The organism is Paraglaciecola sp. (assembly GCF_051252315.1).
In the GTDB taxonomy this organism is placed as follows: domain Bacteria; phylum Pseudomonadota; class Gammaproteobacteria; order Enterobacterales; family Alteromonadaceae; genus Paraglaciecola.
Window position 1 is genome coordinate 18,448 of sequence record NZ_JBPOFP010000001.1, and the last position, 16,824, is coordinate 35,271.

The 16,824-nt window shown below is 40.7% G+C and carries 10 protein-coding genes; 4 read left to right on the forward strand and 6 right to left on the reverse strand.

Annotated features, from left to right (window positions below; genetic code table 11):
- Positions 1-10: 10 nt before the first annotated feature.
- Positions 11-1,969 (reverse strand): TonB-dependent receptor plug domain-containing protein, encoded by a 1,959-nt coding sequence (locus tag ACSHXM_RS00115; RefSeq protein ID WP_435686655.1) that lies wholly within the window; start codon positions 1,967-1,969, stop codon positions 11-13.
- A gap of 181 nt (positions 1,970-2,150) precedes the next feature.
- On the reverse strand, positions 2,151-3,191 hold the full coding sequence (locus ACSHXM_RS00120) for an AI-2E family transporter (RefSeq protein WP_435686656.1): 1,041 nt from the start codon (positions 3,189-3,191) through the stop codon (positions 2,151-2,153).
- 93 nt (positions 3,192-3,284) lie between these two features.
- Here ACSHXM_RS00120 and folX point away from each other — a divergent pair, with 93 nt between their 5' ends.
- The gene (gene folX / locus ACSHXM_RS00125; RefSeq protein ID WP_435686657.1) at positions 3,285-3,647 is read left to right on the forward strand and encodes a dihydroneopterin triphosphate 2'-epimerase; all 363 of its coding nucleotides are present in this window, start codon (positions 3,285-3,287) and stop codon (positions 3,645-3,647) included.
- A 45-nt stretch (positions 3,648-3,692) separates the two neighbouring features.
- A complete protein-coding gene (locus ACSHXM_RS00130) occupies positions 3,693-4,586 on the forward strand; it encodes a TIGR01777 family oxidoreductase (protein ID WP_435686658.1) in 894 nt (297 codons plus the stop codon).
- A gap of 84 nt (positions 4,587-4,670) precedes the next feature.
- On the opposite strand, the gene ACSHXM_RS00135 is transcribed toward ACSHXM_RS00130, so the two are convergent.
- Together ACSHXM_RS00135 and ACSHXM_RS00140 are read right to left on the reverse strand one after the other, a co-directional pair.
- Positions 4,671-7,199, reverse strand: a complete 2,529-nt coding sequence (locus ACSHXM_RS00135; RefSeq protein WP_435686659.1) for an ABC transporter permease — start codon at positions 7,197-7,199, stop codon at positions 4,671-4,673.
- Between the two features lie 5 nt (positions 7,200-7,204).
- Positions 7,205-7,924: an ABC transporter ATP-binding protein gene (locus ACSHXM_RS00140; protein ID WP_435686660.1), complete on the reverse strand. Its 720-nt coding sequence runs from the start codon at positions 7,922-7,924 to the stop codon at positions 7,205-7,207.
- 70 nt (positions 7,925-7,994) lie between these two features.
- Between ACSHXM_RS00140 and ACSHXM_RS00145 the strand changes: the two genes are divergently transcribed.
- Positions 7,995-8,567, forward strand: a complete 573-nt coding sequence (locus tag ACSHXM_RS00145) for an arylesterase (RefSeq protein ID WP_435686726.1) — start codon at positions 7,995-7,997, stop codon at positions 8,565-8,567.
- 61 nt (positions 8,568-8,628) lie between these two features.
- A complete protein-coding gene (locus ACSHXM_RS00150; RefSeq protein ID WP_435686661.1) occupies positions 8,629-8,808 on the forward strand; it encodes a hypothetical protein in 180 nt (59 codons plus the stop codon).
- 205 nt (positions 8,809-9,013) lie between these two features.
- Here the strand turns inward: ACSHXM_RS00150 and ACSHXM_RS00155 are convergent, their stop codons facing one another.
- Together ACSHXM_RS00155 and ACSHXM_RS00160 are read right to left on the reverse strand one after the other, a co-directional pair.
- The gene (locus tag ACSHXM_RS00155; RefSeq protein WP_435686727.1) at positions 9,014-13,345 is read right to left on the reverse strand and encodes an alpha-1,6-glucosidase domain-containing protein; all 4,332 of its coding nucleotides are present in this window, start codon (positions 13,343-13,345) and stop codon (positions 9,014-9,016) included.
- A gap of 92 nt (positions 13,346-13,437) precedes the next feature.
- A complete protein-coding gene (locus ACSHXM_RS00160; protein ID WP_435686662.1) occupies positions 13,438-16,479 on the reverse strand; it encodes a TonB-dependent receptor in 3,042 nt (1,013 codons plus the stop codon).
- Between the last annotated feature and the right edge of the window lie 345 nt (positions 16,480-16,824).

A 16,824-nucleotide genomic window follows, 5' to 3' on the forward strand; every position in this document is an offset into this window, starting at 1 on the left:
AAAAATGGACTCAAAAAGAATATGATAAGGATGCGAAGACACCTCTAGCATGGGACTGGGGGTATGAATTCACTTTAAAACGTGAGAGGTCGGCAAACCACACATCTTGATTAAGAATATTATCGGCATAAATAGACAACTCTAGGCCTTTTAAGCTTGTTTTTTCAAAGACATCAGCCAAATTCATTGAAACGTTTACGCTAAGTAAATTGTAAGCACCAGCCTCTGGATTAACAATATTAATACTGTAGTAGGGATTGTTTTCTAACTTGCTTACTTTTCCAAAATAGCTATTCCAAAGGCCAACTTGTATTCCATTTAATGACTGGTAACTAAATCCCACTTTAGCCATCATTCGGGATGCCCCTATTACATCTTTCATCCCAGATTCATTTTCATTCAGTTGATATGAATAATTCCCTTGAATAGCCCATTGCGAGTTTATTCTCCAACTTGATTCTAATTCAAGGCCATTAAAGTTCACGTTACCCGCTAAATTCACAAAACTTGTTACACCATCAACTATGGCTCTGCCGATCGTTTCTGAGGTTTTATTATGATAAAACGTCCCGGTTAAACTGAAATCAGATGCAGTGTAAATTAACTGACCTTCAGTTGTTTTTATTTGTTCAGGAATAAGTGAGTGGTTACCTTGTAAAAAGCTCGCTTCGAAAAACAACTCAGAACCATAGGGTGAACGAAAAGCTTCAGCGTAGAGTATTTTAGAAATCCAGTATTTATTGAAGCGATGAATAAAAGCAAACCGAGGAGACACTTCACTATGGCCTTGGGCTCTATTCCATTGCAACCCCATAGATACTTTCGAAGACGATTGCATTTGATAATCTATTTGCGAATATACACCTTCACGTTTACTGCGGTAGGCGCCACCTTGCAGACCTAAATCACCACGAACAACATCAATAACAGTACCTGTTACTAAATTAACATTTGGACCTATTTTACCAAGAACAGTTAACTCATATTGATAGCCATTAGCCAAATAATTTGAATTTATACCTGAAGGACGCGCTATATTTCGCTCTTGTCTATTGTAGGTGTAATGGAAAGACGTGGACCAATTATCATTAATATCCAAGTCGTACCCTACATCTAGATAGTCACGTTTTAGGTTTAAATCAGCTTTGTTACTCCAAAAATTTGCACCACTTAACATAGGCATAGATAAATCACTACTCATACCATTTATCGAAAATCCTTGATAATCAAGTTGCATATACGCACTTTTACCATCTCGATATAAGATACTTGTTCCATCGACACCTTTTTCATCAATCGCTCTAATCAGTGCCCCATCATCTTTTAAATTATTAACAAACAAGGATACATTGCCTGATTCGCCTAACGTTAATTTCAGCATTGCAGTATTGGCCCAGTATTGATCACTACCGGCTTGTGTTTTTAATTTTGCGGAACGAGTGTCTACAGAACTTTTGGTAATAAAGTTGATGGTACCGCTAAACGCGTTACTACCGTACAACACCGATCCTGGTCCTCGGATTACTTCAATGCGCGCAATAGCGTCTATTGGAAACAACAAATTAATATCTGTCTGTAATCCTCCATTTTGAGACTCACGTAATGGCCTACCATCGATTAAATACAAAACATGATTATTAAGATGCTGGGTGGCACCCGCTCGCATTGTGACACCAGAAGCGGTAAAAGTTGCAGAGTCAAACATATAAAAATTAGGCAGGCGTAATAAAATGTCTTTAATGTTACGTGCGCCGTAAGCTTTAATCTCAGCGGCACTAATCACTGTCACCACACCAGGAGCTTCAGTGATGGGCTCACTGCGTTTAGATACAGTTATAACCTCAACATCTAAAAGTTGCTCTAAAGACATATCAAACAGGTCATCGTTAGCATCGGCCATACAATATGTACTTAAAGCAAACGATACAGCTAATGATATATTAGTAATTAATTTTGTGGCTACAGACATAAAACTATAACTAAATAAAACTTAAAACAATTATATACAAGAATTTCCAAATAGGTACTAAATCAAGCATATTCAGGTTAAAAAAAGATACGTTTAATAGGCTGAAACTAAACAGTTTTATTCTAATTTACTGTTGATATTTAGCTTTCTTATGTAAATCGTTATTTAACCCGAAATCGGGTTATTTAGCCTCTAGTTTACCAACATCACTGGCCAATAACTGCGCTATCCACCGAGTGTCAGGGCTCGATTCTAAGGCTATTTTAACGATCATTGTTAATGGCACAGATAACAACATCCCAACAGTACCTAATAACCAGCCCCAGAAAATCAAAGATAAAAATACGACTAAGGTGGACAAACCTAATCCCCGCCCCATATACCTAGGCTCTACTACATTACCCATGATCATATTTGAAACCACAAAACCTAATGCTGCTAATCCAGCACTTGCCGCACCAAGCTGTACAAATGCCAATAATACTGCAGGCACTGCCGCAATAATTGACCCAATGTTAGGTATATAATTCAATAAAAATGCCAGTACAGACCAAAGTAAAAAATGATCAACACCTAAAACATACAACCATACCCCCACCACTAAACCCGTGCCTAAACTAACGAGCGTTTTAATCGCCAAATAATTTTTCACAGATTGCAAAAACTTATCAATTTGTTGCATTTTCATGTTGGGATCATCAAGGGCAATATGGATTTTTTTAGGAATAGACTCAGCCTCAAACAACATAAAAACGACAATGAGTAAAATCAGTAAAAAGTTAGTTAACACACCACCTAAGCTAGACAATAAGTTAGTTGCCATATTCATGGCAGCCCCTGGATCTAAGTAAGATAATAATTGCTGCTTATCAACACTAATGTTTAAAGCATCTAACTGGCCAATAACCCAAGCAAACTCCTCAACTAATTGAGCTCTATATTTAGGCATATTTTGGCTAAATTCATTCATAGACTGGCCTACTAAACCGGCCATAATCAAACCAAAACAGACAATAATGAGGATCACCAATATTACAGCCAATGCTCGAGGCAATTTATACTGGTTAGCAAGCGTAATGATTGGACTACAGGCCATAGCTATAAAAACGGATAATAAAAATGGTACAACAATGGCACTGGCGGCTTTAATACCAGCCAAAATGACTACGATGGAGGCTAATACTAATAGTACTTTTATTGAAGTTTGAAGTTTGACTTGCATTGTATAATTCTGAATGAATACCTTGTTAGCAAACTAACAGATCTGTATCGTGTTTTATAGCACTGAATAAAAAAGAACTAACAAGGACAAATAATGACGCTGAACCCAGCTACGATTCGAATCAAAAATCTAAGGTTACGTACTTATATTGGTATTAACCAAGACGAAATAACCAATATGCAAGACGTGGTGGTTAACGTAAAAATCGACTACAAAGCTGATCAAGCAACAGATTCTGACAATATGGAAGATGCATTAAACTATAAAACCATTACCAAACGAATCATTCAACTAGTGGAAAATAATCGCTTTTCTTTGTTAGAAAAACTTACCGCAGACGTATTAGAAATTGCAGCGGAACATCCGTGGGTAACCTATGCTGAAGCAGAAGTTGATAAACCTCATGCTTTGCGCTTTGCAGATTCGGTGTCTTTGTGTTTATCTTGTAATAAATAAGACAAGTGTTGTGCTATTAGGCGAAACTAATTTACAAGGGATATGATGAATATACTTATGACAGGAGGTTCTGGGTTAATTGGTTCTAACCTCATTCCTCTATTAAGACCAAGTGAAGTATCGGTTTACACCCGAAATGTAGCCATGGCTGAGAAAATATTAGGCCATAAAATTCACTTTATTTCGAATTTAGATTTGCTCGAGAATGTTAATGATTATGATGTAGTTATAAATTTAGCAGGCGAACCGATAGCCGATAAAAAATGGACGATAGAACAAAAGAAACGTATTGAAGAAAGCCGTTGGTCTATTACCGAAAAAGTAGTAAAGCTGATTAAAAATAGTGACACGCCACCTAAAGTTTTTATTAGCGGCTCAGCCATCGGTTATTACGGTCGTCAAGATGACACCGAAATCGATGAGAGTTTTGACCAGGTACATGATGAATTTAGTCATCAATTGTGTGAGCGCTGGGAGTTTTTAGCCAAACAAGCAGAATCAAATAAAACCCGCGTATGTATTTTGCGTACAGGGGTAGTGATTAGCAAAAGAGGTGGGGCACTGTACAAGATGTTAACACCTTTTAAGTGGGGTTTAGGCGGTCCAATTGGAAACGGCCAACAGTATTTATCATGGATCCATTTAGAAGATATGCTGCAAGGTATAGTGCACCTAATTAAAAATGAAACCTGTAGTGGCGTATATAATTTCACTGCCCCTCACCCAGTTACCAATGAAGAGTTCAGTAAAAAACTTGCCGCCACCTTAAACAGACCTTGTTTCTTTAGAGTACCTGAATTTGTTTTGCGAAAAATGATGGGAGAAATGGCCGATTTACTTATCTATGGACAGCGAGTTATTCCCAAACGTTTACTCGACAGCGGATACAAATTTGTCTATCCCGAGTTATCACAAGTTTTTCATTGCGTTAAAAAATAATCTTTGAATCAAACTAAAAATGCACCGCCTCATTTATATTTAGGCAGTGCATTTAAAGCTTCCAATTTATTAGGCGGCTAAATTCTAAACCATTTGTCGTAACAAGTGACTAGTGTTGAGTGATAACAAACGCCAACAACCTAACGCGCCTAACAATCCAACCACAATTGCACCTGCTACAGGTGCCACTCCCCAATACTCCCAATGTAAACTAGCTTGCATTTGGAATATTTGGGTTTGTAACATATATAAACTTAGCTCATTAGCAAGCGCTGCCATAATGCCAGCCACAACCCCAATAATCACAAATTCAAACACCACACTCGCGCGGATCAATCGGCCTTTTGCCCCTAAAGTTCGCAAAATAGCTAACTCCTGTTGACGCTCATCCATACTCGCTTGCACTTGGGCAATCAGTACTAAAGAGCCTGCTGCTAAAACTAAGATTAAAATAAATTCAACGGCCAAAGAGACCTGATCAACAATATTCCGTAATTGGTTAATTCTTGCATCAACATCAATCAAGGTAACATTTGCAAAAGGCTGCATAAGTTGAGTCACTTCGGTCTTTCTCGCCGTTGGCAAATTAAAACTCGAAATATAAGTCGGCGTAAAATGTTGCAAGGCTCGTGGTTCGATAACAAAGAAAAAATTGGGTTGCATAGACTGCCAATTAACATCTCGTAAACTGGTCACGCGTGTATTGACAATTTCACTACCAATGTTAAAAGTTAATTTGTCACCCAATTTTATATCGATACGCTCAGCGATACCTTTTTCCACTGACACCTGATGTTCACTCGGGTCATCATTTTCCAAGGGGTTATCACCAAACCAATCTCCAGCAATGATTTTGCTGCCATTTTGTAACTCATTACTCCAAGTGAGGTTAGCTTCTCTGCCAAGGCCATTACGCCCCTGGTTTTTCTCATCAGGATCTTCTTTAGAGACTGCTGTACGCACCTTCTCGTCGTTTATGGCTGCAAAGCGACCTCGTACGATGGGATAAAACTTTTTAATATCGACCGAATTGTCCGAAAAATGTTTAGCTAGTTCTGGTTGCTGGGTTTGGCTAATGTTTACCAAGAAGTAATTCGGTGTCCCTTCTGGCAATTGATCTTGCCACTGCTGCACCATATCGTTTCGCATTACTAACACCACCAGCAGCAGCATAATCGTCACAGCAAAACTTATCAGCTGCACACTATTATCCATTGCTCTACGGTGGATCCGAGCCCAAGCAAGTTGCCATGCTCCCATTTTACCTTGGCCCATTTTGCGACCCGCCCAAATGAGCACATAGGTAACGAGTAACAAACCAATGACTAAAGCAATGCCAGACACAAACAAAATTGCGCTCACTTTAAGGTTTTGACTGTAAGCCCACATCAATAAAAATATAGCCCCTCCAGACGCCACAAATTGAATTACCCGAGAACTCAAATTTGCGCCTAAATCTCGCCTTAACACTCTTAAAGGCGAAACAGAAAATAACTTTAATAAAGGATATAACGAAAACAATACGGCACAGACTGTTCCAGTGAAAATAGCAATAAGCAAAGGACGCCAATGCCACACATCTATTGAGACATCTACTTTATCCGCAATTGCGCTTACCACAAGTTGCTGAATAACAAACCCTAAGATCGCTCCAATAGTAATACCTAGAGCAGTGATAAATAAAATTTGCAATAAATATATCTTTTGTACCATGCCTTTAGGGGCGCCAAGTGTTTTCATGATAGCAACAGGATCATAATGCCGTTGGCTATACCTTTGCGCAGCCACAGCAATAGAAACAGCAGCAAGCACTATGGCTAACAAACTCGCTAACAAAAAGTACTGCCCTGCCCGACCGACTGAACGTCCAATTGCAGAACTTTCATCTTCTACAGAATCCCAATCATGAATTTCCCTGTCTAGTTGTGGCTTAAGCCAGTCATGATAATCATCCAAATCACCTTTGGAACCCGTATAAAAATAACTGTAACCAATACGACTTCCAGGGCCTTCAATATTAGTAGCGGCTAAATCAGCCCTAGGTATCAATACTTTAGGATCACCACCGAAAACACTAAAACCTGCATCAGGTACTTCACTTAAAACTTGAGTGACGGTAAATTCTTTATCACCGACCTCAATTTTATCTCCAATTGAAATACCTAAGGTTTGAAATAATTGAGACTCAATCCAGGCTTCTCCAGAGCTCGGCAATTCTTCGGTTACCACACCAGGACTAAATGCCTGTTGCGATATTTTCACTTTACCTTTAAGGGGGTATCCAATATCTGCAGCTCTTAAATCTACTAAATCCATTTGCTCATTAGCAAATACCATAGAACGAGCATAGACTTGATGTGCAGTATTTAGACCCATTCCCTGAGCATGTGTTATCCATTCTTCGTCGACCGGCTTTCTGGCATATAACACGCGATCTGCAGCGATAAACTCTGCACTTTTGTCACTAAGAGCTTGTTGTAATCGCTCACTAAATAAAGAAAGAGACAACACTGAAGCCACAGACAGAATTATGGCTAATAAAATGATGGTTAATTCGCCACGTTTGGTTTCATGGCGAAACAAACGCCAGGCTAAACTAAAAGTATAATTCATATCATTTAACCTACACTGACTGCAGGTTCTACTGTTTCAGACTGTATAAATACCTCTGTTAATTCACCAGCTTGCATATGGAGTTGTCTTTCACATTTATCTGCTAACTCTTGATCGTGGGTAACCAGTACCAAAGTCGTATGCGAGTTTTGGTTTAATTCAAATAAAAGTTTTTCAATTTTTTCACTATTCGCGGCGTCCAAATTTCCGGTAGGCTCGTCTGCAAAAAGTATTTTAGGCTGTGAAATAAACGCCCTAGCGATAGCCACTCGTTGTTGTTCACCACCCGACAGTTGATTTGGATAATGACTCGCACGATGATCTAAACCTACTTTATGCAATATTTCCAATGCCCTTTGTTTAGCGTCACTATGACCAGCAATCTCTGCGGGTAACATGATGTTTTCAATCGCAGTCAAACTTTGGACTAACATAAAGCTTTGAAAAATAAACCCGACCTTGGCACCTCTAAGTTGCGCTCTTTGCTCTTCATCCATACTGTGCATGCCTTCACCATCAAGATGAATTTCGCCTTCAGTCACTTCATCTAAACCGGCCAATAAACTTAATAGAGTCGATTTTCCTGAACCGGACGCACCAATTATGGCAACCGACTCACCGGCCTTGACATCAAAACTAATTGGCTGGAGGATCTGTAACTCACCTTGGGTTGTTTTTACTGTTTTACTGATAGCCTTTGTACTAATCATTATTTTTGGAGTCATAGTGTTGTTTCTTAATACTCAGTTTTTGTCAAACAAATTTAAATTGATATTCTTACTTATACCCTTGTTAATGATTTCGGATCACTTACAAGCCAAACAAATAAAATTATTAATACTAGGTGATAGCCTAAGCGCTGCCTATGGTCTAAAGCAAGAGCAAGGATGGGTAAGTTTGTTACAAGATGCGTGGAAAGATAAACCCATCACAGTTATCAATGCAGCGATCAGTGGTGAAACCACTGACGGAGCTTTAGCTCGACTACCTAGACTTCTTGAACAACATCAACCTAGTCATATATTTATAGAATTAGGTGGAAATGATGGATTACAAGGCCACCCAGTGAAAAAAATGCGAGAAAACCTTAAATCAATCATACATTTATCTAAAGATAACGGGGTGAATGTTTTATTACAACAGATGCAAATTCCAACCAATTATGGCAAACGATACACTCGTATGTTTTCAAATACCTATACAGAATTAGCCTCTGAGCTAGATGTAAAGTTGATACCTTTTTTCTTAGAAAACATAGCCTTAGATACAAATTTAATGCAAAAAGATGGCATACATCCCAATAAGAAAGCTCAACCAATCATTGCTGAAAACATGCAATCGACCCTAGGAGCAATAATTTTCCCCTAGCAGAATAAATAATAAACAACTAAACTGACAAAATAGATAATTACTTAATTAGGGGAACGATATGGACGTAGGATCAGCAGGAGCCGGTTCAATAGCTCAAAGTGCACCGACTCAAAGCGGTTCGCCACAACAAGTGGTTCAAGCCGAGCAACAGCAAGAAAAGCTCGAGTCAACGGCAACGCAGGAAAACGCTCCGCAAGCTGGCGAAAGAGTAGGCTCTCAAGTCAATATAAGTGTTTAGTTATTTGATGTAGTTTATTAGCTAGTACAACTTAGAAACAAGCCAACATTATGTTGGCTTTTTTATTGCCTAACCTAATCACATTAATCTTTTACTTTTTTTGATCTGAATAATACCAATTTCATTAAATAACCCTAAAAGTATTCAAAACCTTGCTTAAAAAAAAGCCGCTCATTCGAGCGGCTAAAACGTCATTAAAGCTAAACTAAGGGATGAGTGTTACTAACACAGTAGGTGCCGACGGATCAGGCCCAACAACAGTAAAGCGGTAAGTTCCTGTCTCGGCGATATTAATCGTCATATTGCTGCCTTTAAAACCTAATATTTTAGCAGCGTCTACATTAACGCTTACCTCTTCTTCACCTGAACCTAAGTCAACGGTGGCCCAATCGGCAGATGCAATTTTGAACTCGTAATCTCCTGCATCTAAGGCGATGTCGGTGAAATAACTGCCATCATCAGCAAAAATTAATGGATTGGCTTCACCCCAGCCGTTTAAGCTACCACGAACAAATACTGTGGTATCGCCAAACATTTCAGCATCAAATACTGTGACTGTCGGTTCAGTTAAATTAGATGCGTCGAACACAAAGGTATAAGCACCATCTTGCGCCACAGTGATAGTCATATTGCTGCCACTCACACCCAACACTTCGGCTAGCGCAATCGATACGCCAGCATCAGATTCTGCCGAACCAAAATCTACGGTAGACCAATCAGCAGAAGCAATTTTGAACTCATAATCCCCTGCGGCTAAGTCTATTGTGGTGGAGTACTTACCGCCAACGGCGTAATCCATTGGATTTCCTTCCCCCCACCCGTTCAATGAACCACGAATAAACACTGTGGTTCCATAGAAAGGCTCTTCATAATCAACAATTAGAATTGGCGCATCCACGTCATTGGCGTCAAAGCTAAACTTGAGGGTAGCGTCTTCGGTTAAGGTCATTTTTAAGTTGGACTGACTTCTGCCCATGACTTTATCCACACCCAGCGCCACATCGACTTCGTTAGAACCAAAGTCCACAGTCGACCAATCAGCTGAGGCTATCTTAAACTCATAGTCACCGGCTGCTAAGGCTATGTTCGCTTGATAGATACCATCGCCTACATAAGTCGCAGGATTGTCTTCACTCCAACCATTTAAGCTGCCGCGAATATAAACAGTGGTACTTCCGAAAGGCACTACATCTGGTGCACCTGCGGTTGCAAAAGCAGATAAACCTATACCTTGTGCACCCACCTGTGGCTTGACAAAAACAGCAGTAGTTAAAGCCGGAACAGTAAAGGTACCTTCGCCCTCTCCAGCACTAAAACTAGCACCACGAACGATAGGATCAACCGATGAAGCTTGAGTGTAATGCAATTCAAAACCAGTGGCAGTTGCTACTGTATGAGACTGTTCTTGATAACTTGAATTTACCACAACCACTATGGCATCTAACATAGGATCAAGATCAGCTCTAGGCACTTCCACATCATTCGAAGCGCCGTCATCAATACTCATCACCACTAGGCCTTGAGTTTGACGTTTACCAATATTGTGGAAACCAATACGGTCAATAACGTCTTCGCCTGTGGTCAATCTGAATAAAGATGAACCACTTCTGATACTTAACATTTCGTTAAATACGCTCGAAGCAAACTCTATTTCAGACATGCTAGCAGCACGTTCTGGGCTATTCATAAACAAGCCAATTTCATTCCAACGGGCTTCGTTATCTTGAGCCAAAGGTAAACCCACGTTCCAGTTATTAGTTTGCATAGTAAAGTCGACATAACTAAACCAATCTCCTGAATCGTAGGTATTTCTGTCCATAGACTTAGAGCGTAAGAAATCACCGCCGATTTGGAAAAATGGAATGCCTTGGGCCATTAAAGGAATAGTGGCGGCAATATTTTGTGCACGTACTCTTTCGGCTAAGGTTAAGTCATTTGGCAACACATAGTTCAGTTGATCCCACAGGGTTTCGTTATCGTGTTTAGACACATAGTTGATAATGTCAGCTGGATCTGTGGCATAACCACCTAGGGCACTAGTTTTAGAGGCCACGCCATTAAAGTCTTCTAGAATGTAATCGGTTAAGGTACCAGCTAAACTCATTTTTAAGCGATCTTGAGCAGATAAAGCCCCATCACTTGGCTCTTGGCTAAAGATCAAACCTTGACGCACGGCTTCACGAATTCGGTCGTTATACGTACCAATTTCTGTGCCCGCCATATTTGGCTGATTAGCTTGTTCGTAACCTCTATCAGCACGAGTCCAGCCTTCACCATAGAAGTAGTTATCTTCGTCATACATAGTGATAGCGTCGCGCAAACGAACCATAGATTGTTTACTTGCCTGACTCATAATATCAAAACGGAAAGAATCAAATTTATACTCAGTTGTCCACAACACTAATGAATCCAGCATAAGCTTCTCCATCATCACATTGCGTGGCTCAGTGTCATCACAACAAGTTTCACGCACGATAGAGCCTGAGTCAGTCTCGTACCTGTGGTAGTAGCCTGGCACAACTTTGTCTAGCACTGACTTGCTGTATAACTCTGAAGCATTGGTATGGTTATACACTACGTCTAAGGCAACCCGTAAACCTAATCCATGTAAGGCTTGGTTCATGGCGCGCATTTCTTTAATTCGCGCTACACCTTCAGCATCAGAAGAGAAGCTACCTTCGGGCACGTTAAAGTGGAACGGGTCGTAACCCCAGTTGAACTGATCGACACCGCGCATATCTTGGGCTAACGCTTGTGCTTTACCTGCTTCTGATACTGGGTCGTAACTTTCAAACAAGTCACCTAAGATCATAGACTCAGACACAGAGCCGTCGTCACAAATGGCCGCGTCTTTGTTTAACTTACATAAATCCCCTACAGTGCTAGTCATATCTACTACTTTGGCAGGATCTTCTTCAATACTGGCAATATCATTCGCGGGTAACATATGGAAGTGGGTTAAACCGTGTTCAGCCAGTTTTCTTAAATGCTCAACTGGTGCGCTGCCCTCTTCGGTAAAGGCTAAATATTTACCTCGATTTGCCGCACTGGTACTTTGATCTCGAACACTAAAGTCGCGGATAGAACCTTCGTAAATTACCGCATCTTCAAAGTGTTCTATGGTAGGAATATGATGTGAATCCCAACCTTCTGGTTTTAGATCGTCATCATTTAAGTTTACGAACTGGGAGAATCGGCTATTGGTGGATAAACTCACTGAGTATGGGTCAGTAATATTTAATACTTGTACCCCTTCAGCTTTTGGATGATATACCGTTACTTCAAAGCGATATAAAGCGCGATCTAATTCGTTGCCACCTGTGTATGACCACACACCAGAATTTTCATCCAGAGACATATCATGGGTGTTAGCTAAGGTTTTGTCGGCATTAAATAATTTTAATTTCACGTTTTGCGCAGTAGGTGCCCATACCACAGCGCTAATACTGCCATCGTCGTTATAAATTGGCCCCAACTTAGCTTCATCTGCATCGTTATCGCCAGTGGTATAAAGTTGGTCTATGCCATTCGCAATTTGAATGCCGGTGGCACCATTAAGCTTGTCTTCACTATCGTATGAAGCCAGCACAGCTTGAGCTTTTAATACTTGTTTAGCGTCATCGGCAGTCCACGTACCTTGAAAGGCAGGGAAATCAGCTAAGTGTGGCGCAATGGCTCGCTGCTCTTCAGTTAAATCTACAGGTTCTAAATCAAGTACCGTACCACTTAAACCAGTCTCTAAATCCACTGATAAATCAGCGTTTGCTGAATAATGTAATTTGGCACTAACAAAACTAGAAGGGTCGACATTCCATACTATGGTATTGGCGTCTAACCAATGAGCGGCTTGACCTTCAACCTTAACCGGTTGCTCACCTAAAGAAGTAATTGCATATTCGAATACCGACGCAACCCCAGAAAAGGTAAAATTCATGCGCGTAAAATCAGGATCATCCTGAGACAAAGGCATAGTGAAATCACCACCACCCATTTCTTTGCCGTCACCGTCGGTACCAATATGAATAATAAAGTTACCACAGGCCGCAGCAGTTCCTGCATATCCAGGCTTAAGATCTAACACCCAGTACGCGCCATAGTTAGCATCTACACCGTCATGAACACGACCATTTGCCCAATCGGTATCACTATCAGCATAGGCATCACAGGCATCGTTATTCCAAGTATGTAACCGGTACCCTTCATAAGAAGGGTCATTATTGGAATTATCGGCTCCCACAGCTGCACGATTATAATAAAGTACGGCCTGATCTTGGTTAGGTGTAATAAATGGTTCAGGTGCAGTTGGGTCAGCTCCTACTACACAACCATCGTTTGATTCGTTTGCTACTGTAGGTGGATCACAAGGAAAAGGCGGTGGTGCAACACAAGCACTGCCAGCCTCATTCGGTACCATGGGTACATCACAGGTTAATAATTGGCTTGTGCCTGATTCAACACTCGCTCCACCACATGCTGCCAATACAAAAGCTGACAACATGATAGAAATAATTCCTAGCGCTTTAGTTCGCTTAAACATAGGTAAATGCTCCAATGTTTTCTGTATTTGATTAGGATTTTTTGCTTTAGTTAGCAAAGAAATCAACTGAATTGGATTTAAGATTGAAAGTTTCATAATGAGTACGTCACTCCAAAGAAGTATTGAGTACCAAAAAACTGAATCGTCCCGGTCAAATCTTCTTTACCGAAATAACTTCTAGTAGGCGCGTCGGTTAAATTATTAATTTGAAATACGACGCCTAGGTTGTCATTAATTTGATATGACGCTTGATAATCCATCACAATTTCAGAATCAAAATTCACTACTTGTTCGTTTACCGCCACTTGTTGCGATACAAAAGCGTCGCGGTAACGAGTGCTTAAACGGGTTTCGAATCCTTCGTGCTCCCAAAATAAAGTGGCTTGTGCTACATTTTCCGACAAACCTGGTAGTTGGGTAGAAAATACCGAGCTACTTAAGGCTCGGGTGATTTCACTTTCTGTAAAGGAGTAACTGGCACTCAAACCTAAGCCAGACCAAGCGCCGGGCAAGAAGTCATAGATTTGTGTATACGTCAGTTCAATACCTCGAATATAACCACCTTTGGCATTATTGACGGCTGTTTCATATCGTCCATTTTCAGTGGGCACTGTGACAAAAATCTGCTCACCGTTGGCATTTAGTGCTTCTTGTGGGGCTGCACCTGGTTCGTCGGGTTCAACAAAGACTGGAACTTCGATGCTTTCTGGGAACAGAAATCCATTGCCAGCGAAGTCATATGGGTCAATGGCAATATCTTCGATAAAGGATTGAATATCTTTATAAAAAGCAGCGGCAACAAAGGCACCTTCCGTATCTTCAAAGTAATATTCGTAAGACAAGTCATACTGATTGGCATAAAACGGACGTAAATATGGACTATTTCTACTTTGTCCGCTGACTTTAGCTGTTTGTGAGGAAAGGGTAATTTCACCCGTATCAGGATTTTGACTGGCAGTAACGGTTTGAATATTACTAGTTGAATTAGCCGCAAAACGGTTAATTGGTGCACGCCCCATCACTTTAGCCGCGGCAAAACGTAATTGGGAGTTGTCAGTAATAGAGAAATTTAAATTAAGTGATGGTAAGTAGTCTGTATATTTATCACTTAAAAAACCTGGCGCAAAGTGGTCATTAATTAAGCCCGCTTGGTCAGTAATATACTGAGCGCCTAATGCAGGGTCACCACGGACATCAATCACTTCACCTGTGTCGGGATCTACAATAGGTTGAGTAGCTAATTGTAAAACAGTAGAACCTTGGGTCGTTTCAACCCGACGAACGCCAATATTACCAGTGATAGGTAAATCACCTAACTCCATGTCTAAATTAGCCATGATATATGCAGACGTCACTTGTTCTGTCACATCCCCACTTTCTTGTACAGACCACGCGGTATTTGGACCTTCACCGTCGGTTGGGCTATTAACCACTCCTGGATGCCCAGTGCCCCATGTTTGTACTGGCTGAGGAATTCCAGTAGGAAACCAAGCGCTTAAGGCTGAATTTAAATCAATGGACGGGTAAGCAGGGAAATAACCAAACTCTCCTTGCCACTCCACTATTTCAACCATATCTGGTGTCAGTTGCAAGGGCGGTTGACTCACTGAAAAAGCAGAGTCATTGCCGTACTCAAACACTGAACGATCATTAGAATACTCACGCTCAGAATGCCTAACACCAAACTCAATAGAAGAAATATAATCATTATCTAAGGCATACTCTAAATCAAAGCGAATGGCCTTGGACTCATCTTCATTTACAAAAGGATATATACCGTATTTACTGACCATTACTCGGCTAAGATCAGAAAAAGCATCTGCTTGGTTAAAGGCAAGATCAGGCAAGTTCAAACCATTTAATCCATAACTAATGGACACATTTTCGTCGAATTTGGGGTTGACCGCTATTGCGTCATCGGCCACTAAGCTCCACAGTAATCCATTACGAAAATCACTTTTAGCGCGAGATAAACTCACGTCTAAAGATAAATTTAAATTGTCTGTCGCTTGCCAGTCTGCGTTCACACCAAAGTTAAATACTTCGTCCGAGTCCTGATTATCATCATTAACCAGCTCAACCCGAGTCCAACTACCAGAAGTACGATTAAAGGTTCCACCGATGACATCATTGCCAGACATGATCGGGTTAGTAATAGATGTTTGTGCGCCCCCAAGTTTTACTCTAAAACCACGGGCAAATTCTTCTGATTCAAACTCAGATAAAAACACATCGGTTTTAAGAGTGAAGTTATCTACTGGCGCCCATTCAATGGCAGCCATGTAACCATTACGGGTTTCTTCGCCCCCTTTGTGCTGCATCTCAAAACCTTCGCTGATGTTTTCACATTCAGGACAAGCTTCTGATCCATCGGTGTCGTTAGGTAAACCATCCACATCAGCCTCTGCGTTAGACGCTAAACCAATAAACTGTGTTGAAACACTAGGTTGAAATAAACGAGCATAACCAAATGCCACTCCCAATGTGTCATCCAAAAACTTGGTTTGATAAGCAATACTAAACCTGTCGCCAAACTCTTTTGCGTCTGATACTTCTCCTGCACGGTCGTTGAACATGCCACGCGCATTAAAACTTAGTTTGTAGTCTTCTTCGATACTTAGAGGGCTAGCGGTTTGTAATTCAACCGTACCTGCTACACCACCTTCAATCAGTGAAGCTTTAGGTGATTTATACACGGCCGCAGATGTAATTAACTCTGAAGGATATTGGTCAAATTCAATGGAACGATCACCACTGGTAGAGACTTGCTCTCGACCATTTAAGGTGGAGAACACAAAATCGCCAGATAAACCACGAATATTAATTTCGGCGGCTTGCCCACCAGTACGCACTGCTGAAATCCCCGGTAAACGGGTTAAAGCATCAGCCATAGACACATCTGGTAATCCCCCTAAATCATCGGCAGAAAGTTGCTCAGATACTGTGTCACTGAAACGTTTTTGATTAAGGGATTGGATCAGGCTAGTCGAAAAACCCGTGACCTCAATTCGTTCCATGTCTTGTTCAACTTTCGGTTTTTCCTCGGTTTCTTGTGCGTACAACGTTGTACTGCCCAAGACTAAGCCGATCGCTATTAGTCCTGTGGTAATTAAACTGGGTCTAAATTTTTTCATCTATGTGTCCCGCTATCGTTATGTGTCACTATCTGGGTATTTGTATTAATGCCTCGAAATAAGCCAAATAACTGTTAACTTAAAATTCACAACAGATGTTAACGCTTGGTTAATAAATGCAACATTTGATGCATACGTATTCAACTTATGCATACGTATGTAACGAGCAAAGCTGGTTATACCAATCCGCATTGATAAGTGTGCACTCAGCGAGAATTTAAAACTCGCCTGAAAGGAATGCCCCAGCGGCTTTTACCCTGCGTTCTCAGTATTTAAAAGGGAACAACCATTCCTACATACCGACGCCTTGTTCAAAAACCGCTGGATGCATTCTGAGAGATCACA

What these genes read in the sequence shown, in the direction of transcription:
- ACSHXM_RS00115 (WP_435686655.1), bottom strand. Translation starts at nt 1,969, where the DNA reads ATGTCTGTAGCCACAAAATTAATTACTAATATATCATTAGCTGTATCG.
- folX (WP_435686657.1), top strand. Translation starts at nt 3,285, where the DNA reads ATGACGCTGAACCCAGCTACGATTCGAATCAAAAATCTAAGGTTACGT.
- ACSHXM_RS00120 (WP_435686656.1), bottom strand. Translation starts at nt 3,191, where the DNA reads ATGCAAGTCAAACTTCAAACTTCAATAAAAGTACTATTAGTATTAGCC.
- ACSHXM_RS00160 (WP_435686662.1), bottom strand. Translation starts at nt 16,479, where the DNA reads ATGAAAAAATTTAGACCCAGTTTAATTACCACAGGACTAATAGCGATC.
- ACSHXM_RS00140 (WP_435686660.1), bottom strand. Translation starts at nt 7,924, where the DNA reads ATGACTCCAAAAATAATGATTAGTACAAAGGCTATCAGTAAAACAGTA.
- ACSHXM_RS00145 (WP_435686726.1), top strand. Translation starts at nt 7,995, where the DNA reads ATGATTTCGGATCACTTACAAGCCAAACAAATAAAATTATTAATACTA.
- ACSHXM_RS00155 (WP_435686727.1), bottom strand. Translation starts at nt 13,345, where the DNA reads ATGTTTAAGCGAACTAAAGCGCTAGGAATTATTTCTATCATGTTGTCA.
- ACSHXM_RS00150 (WP_435686661.1), top strand. Translation starts at nt 8,629, where the DNA reads ATGGACGTAGGATCAGCAGGAGCCGGTTCAATAGCTCAAAGTGCACCG.
- ACSHXM_RS00135 (WP_435686659.1), bottom strand. Translation starts at nt 7,199, where the DNA reads ATGAATTATACTTTTAGTTTAGCCTGGCGTTTGTTTCGCCATGAAACC.
- ACSHXM_RS00130 (WP_435686658.1), top strand. Translation starts at nt 3,693, where the DNA reads ATGAATATACTTATGACAGGAGGTTCTGGGTTAATTGGTTCTAACCTC.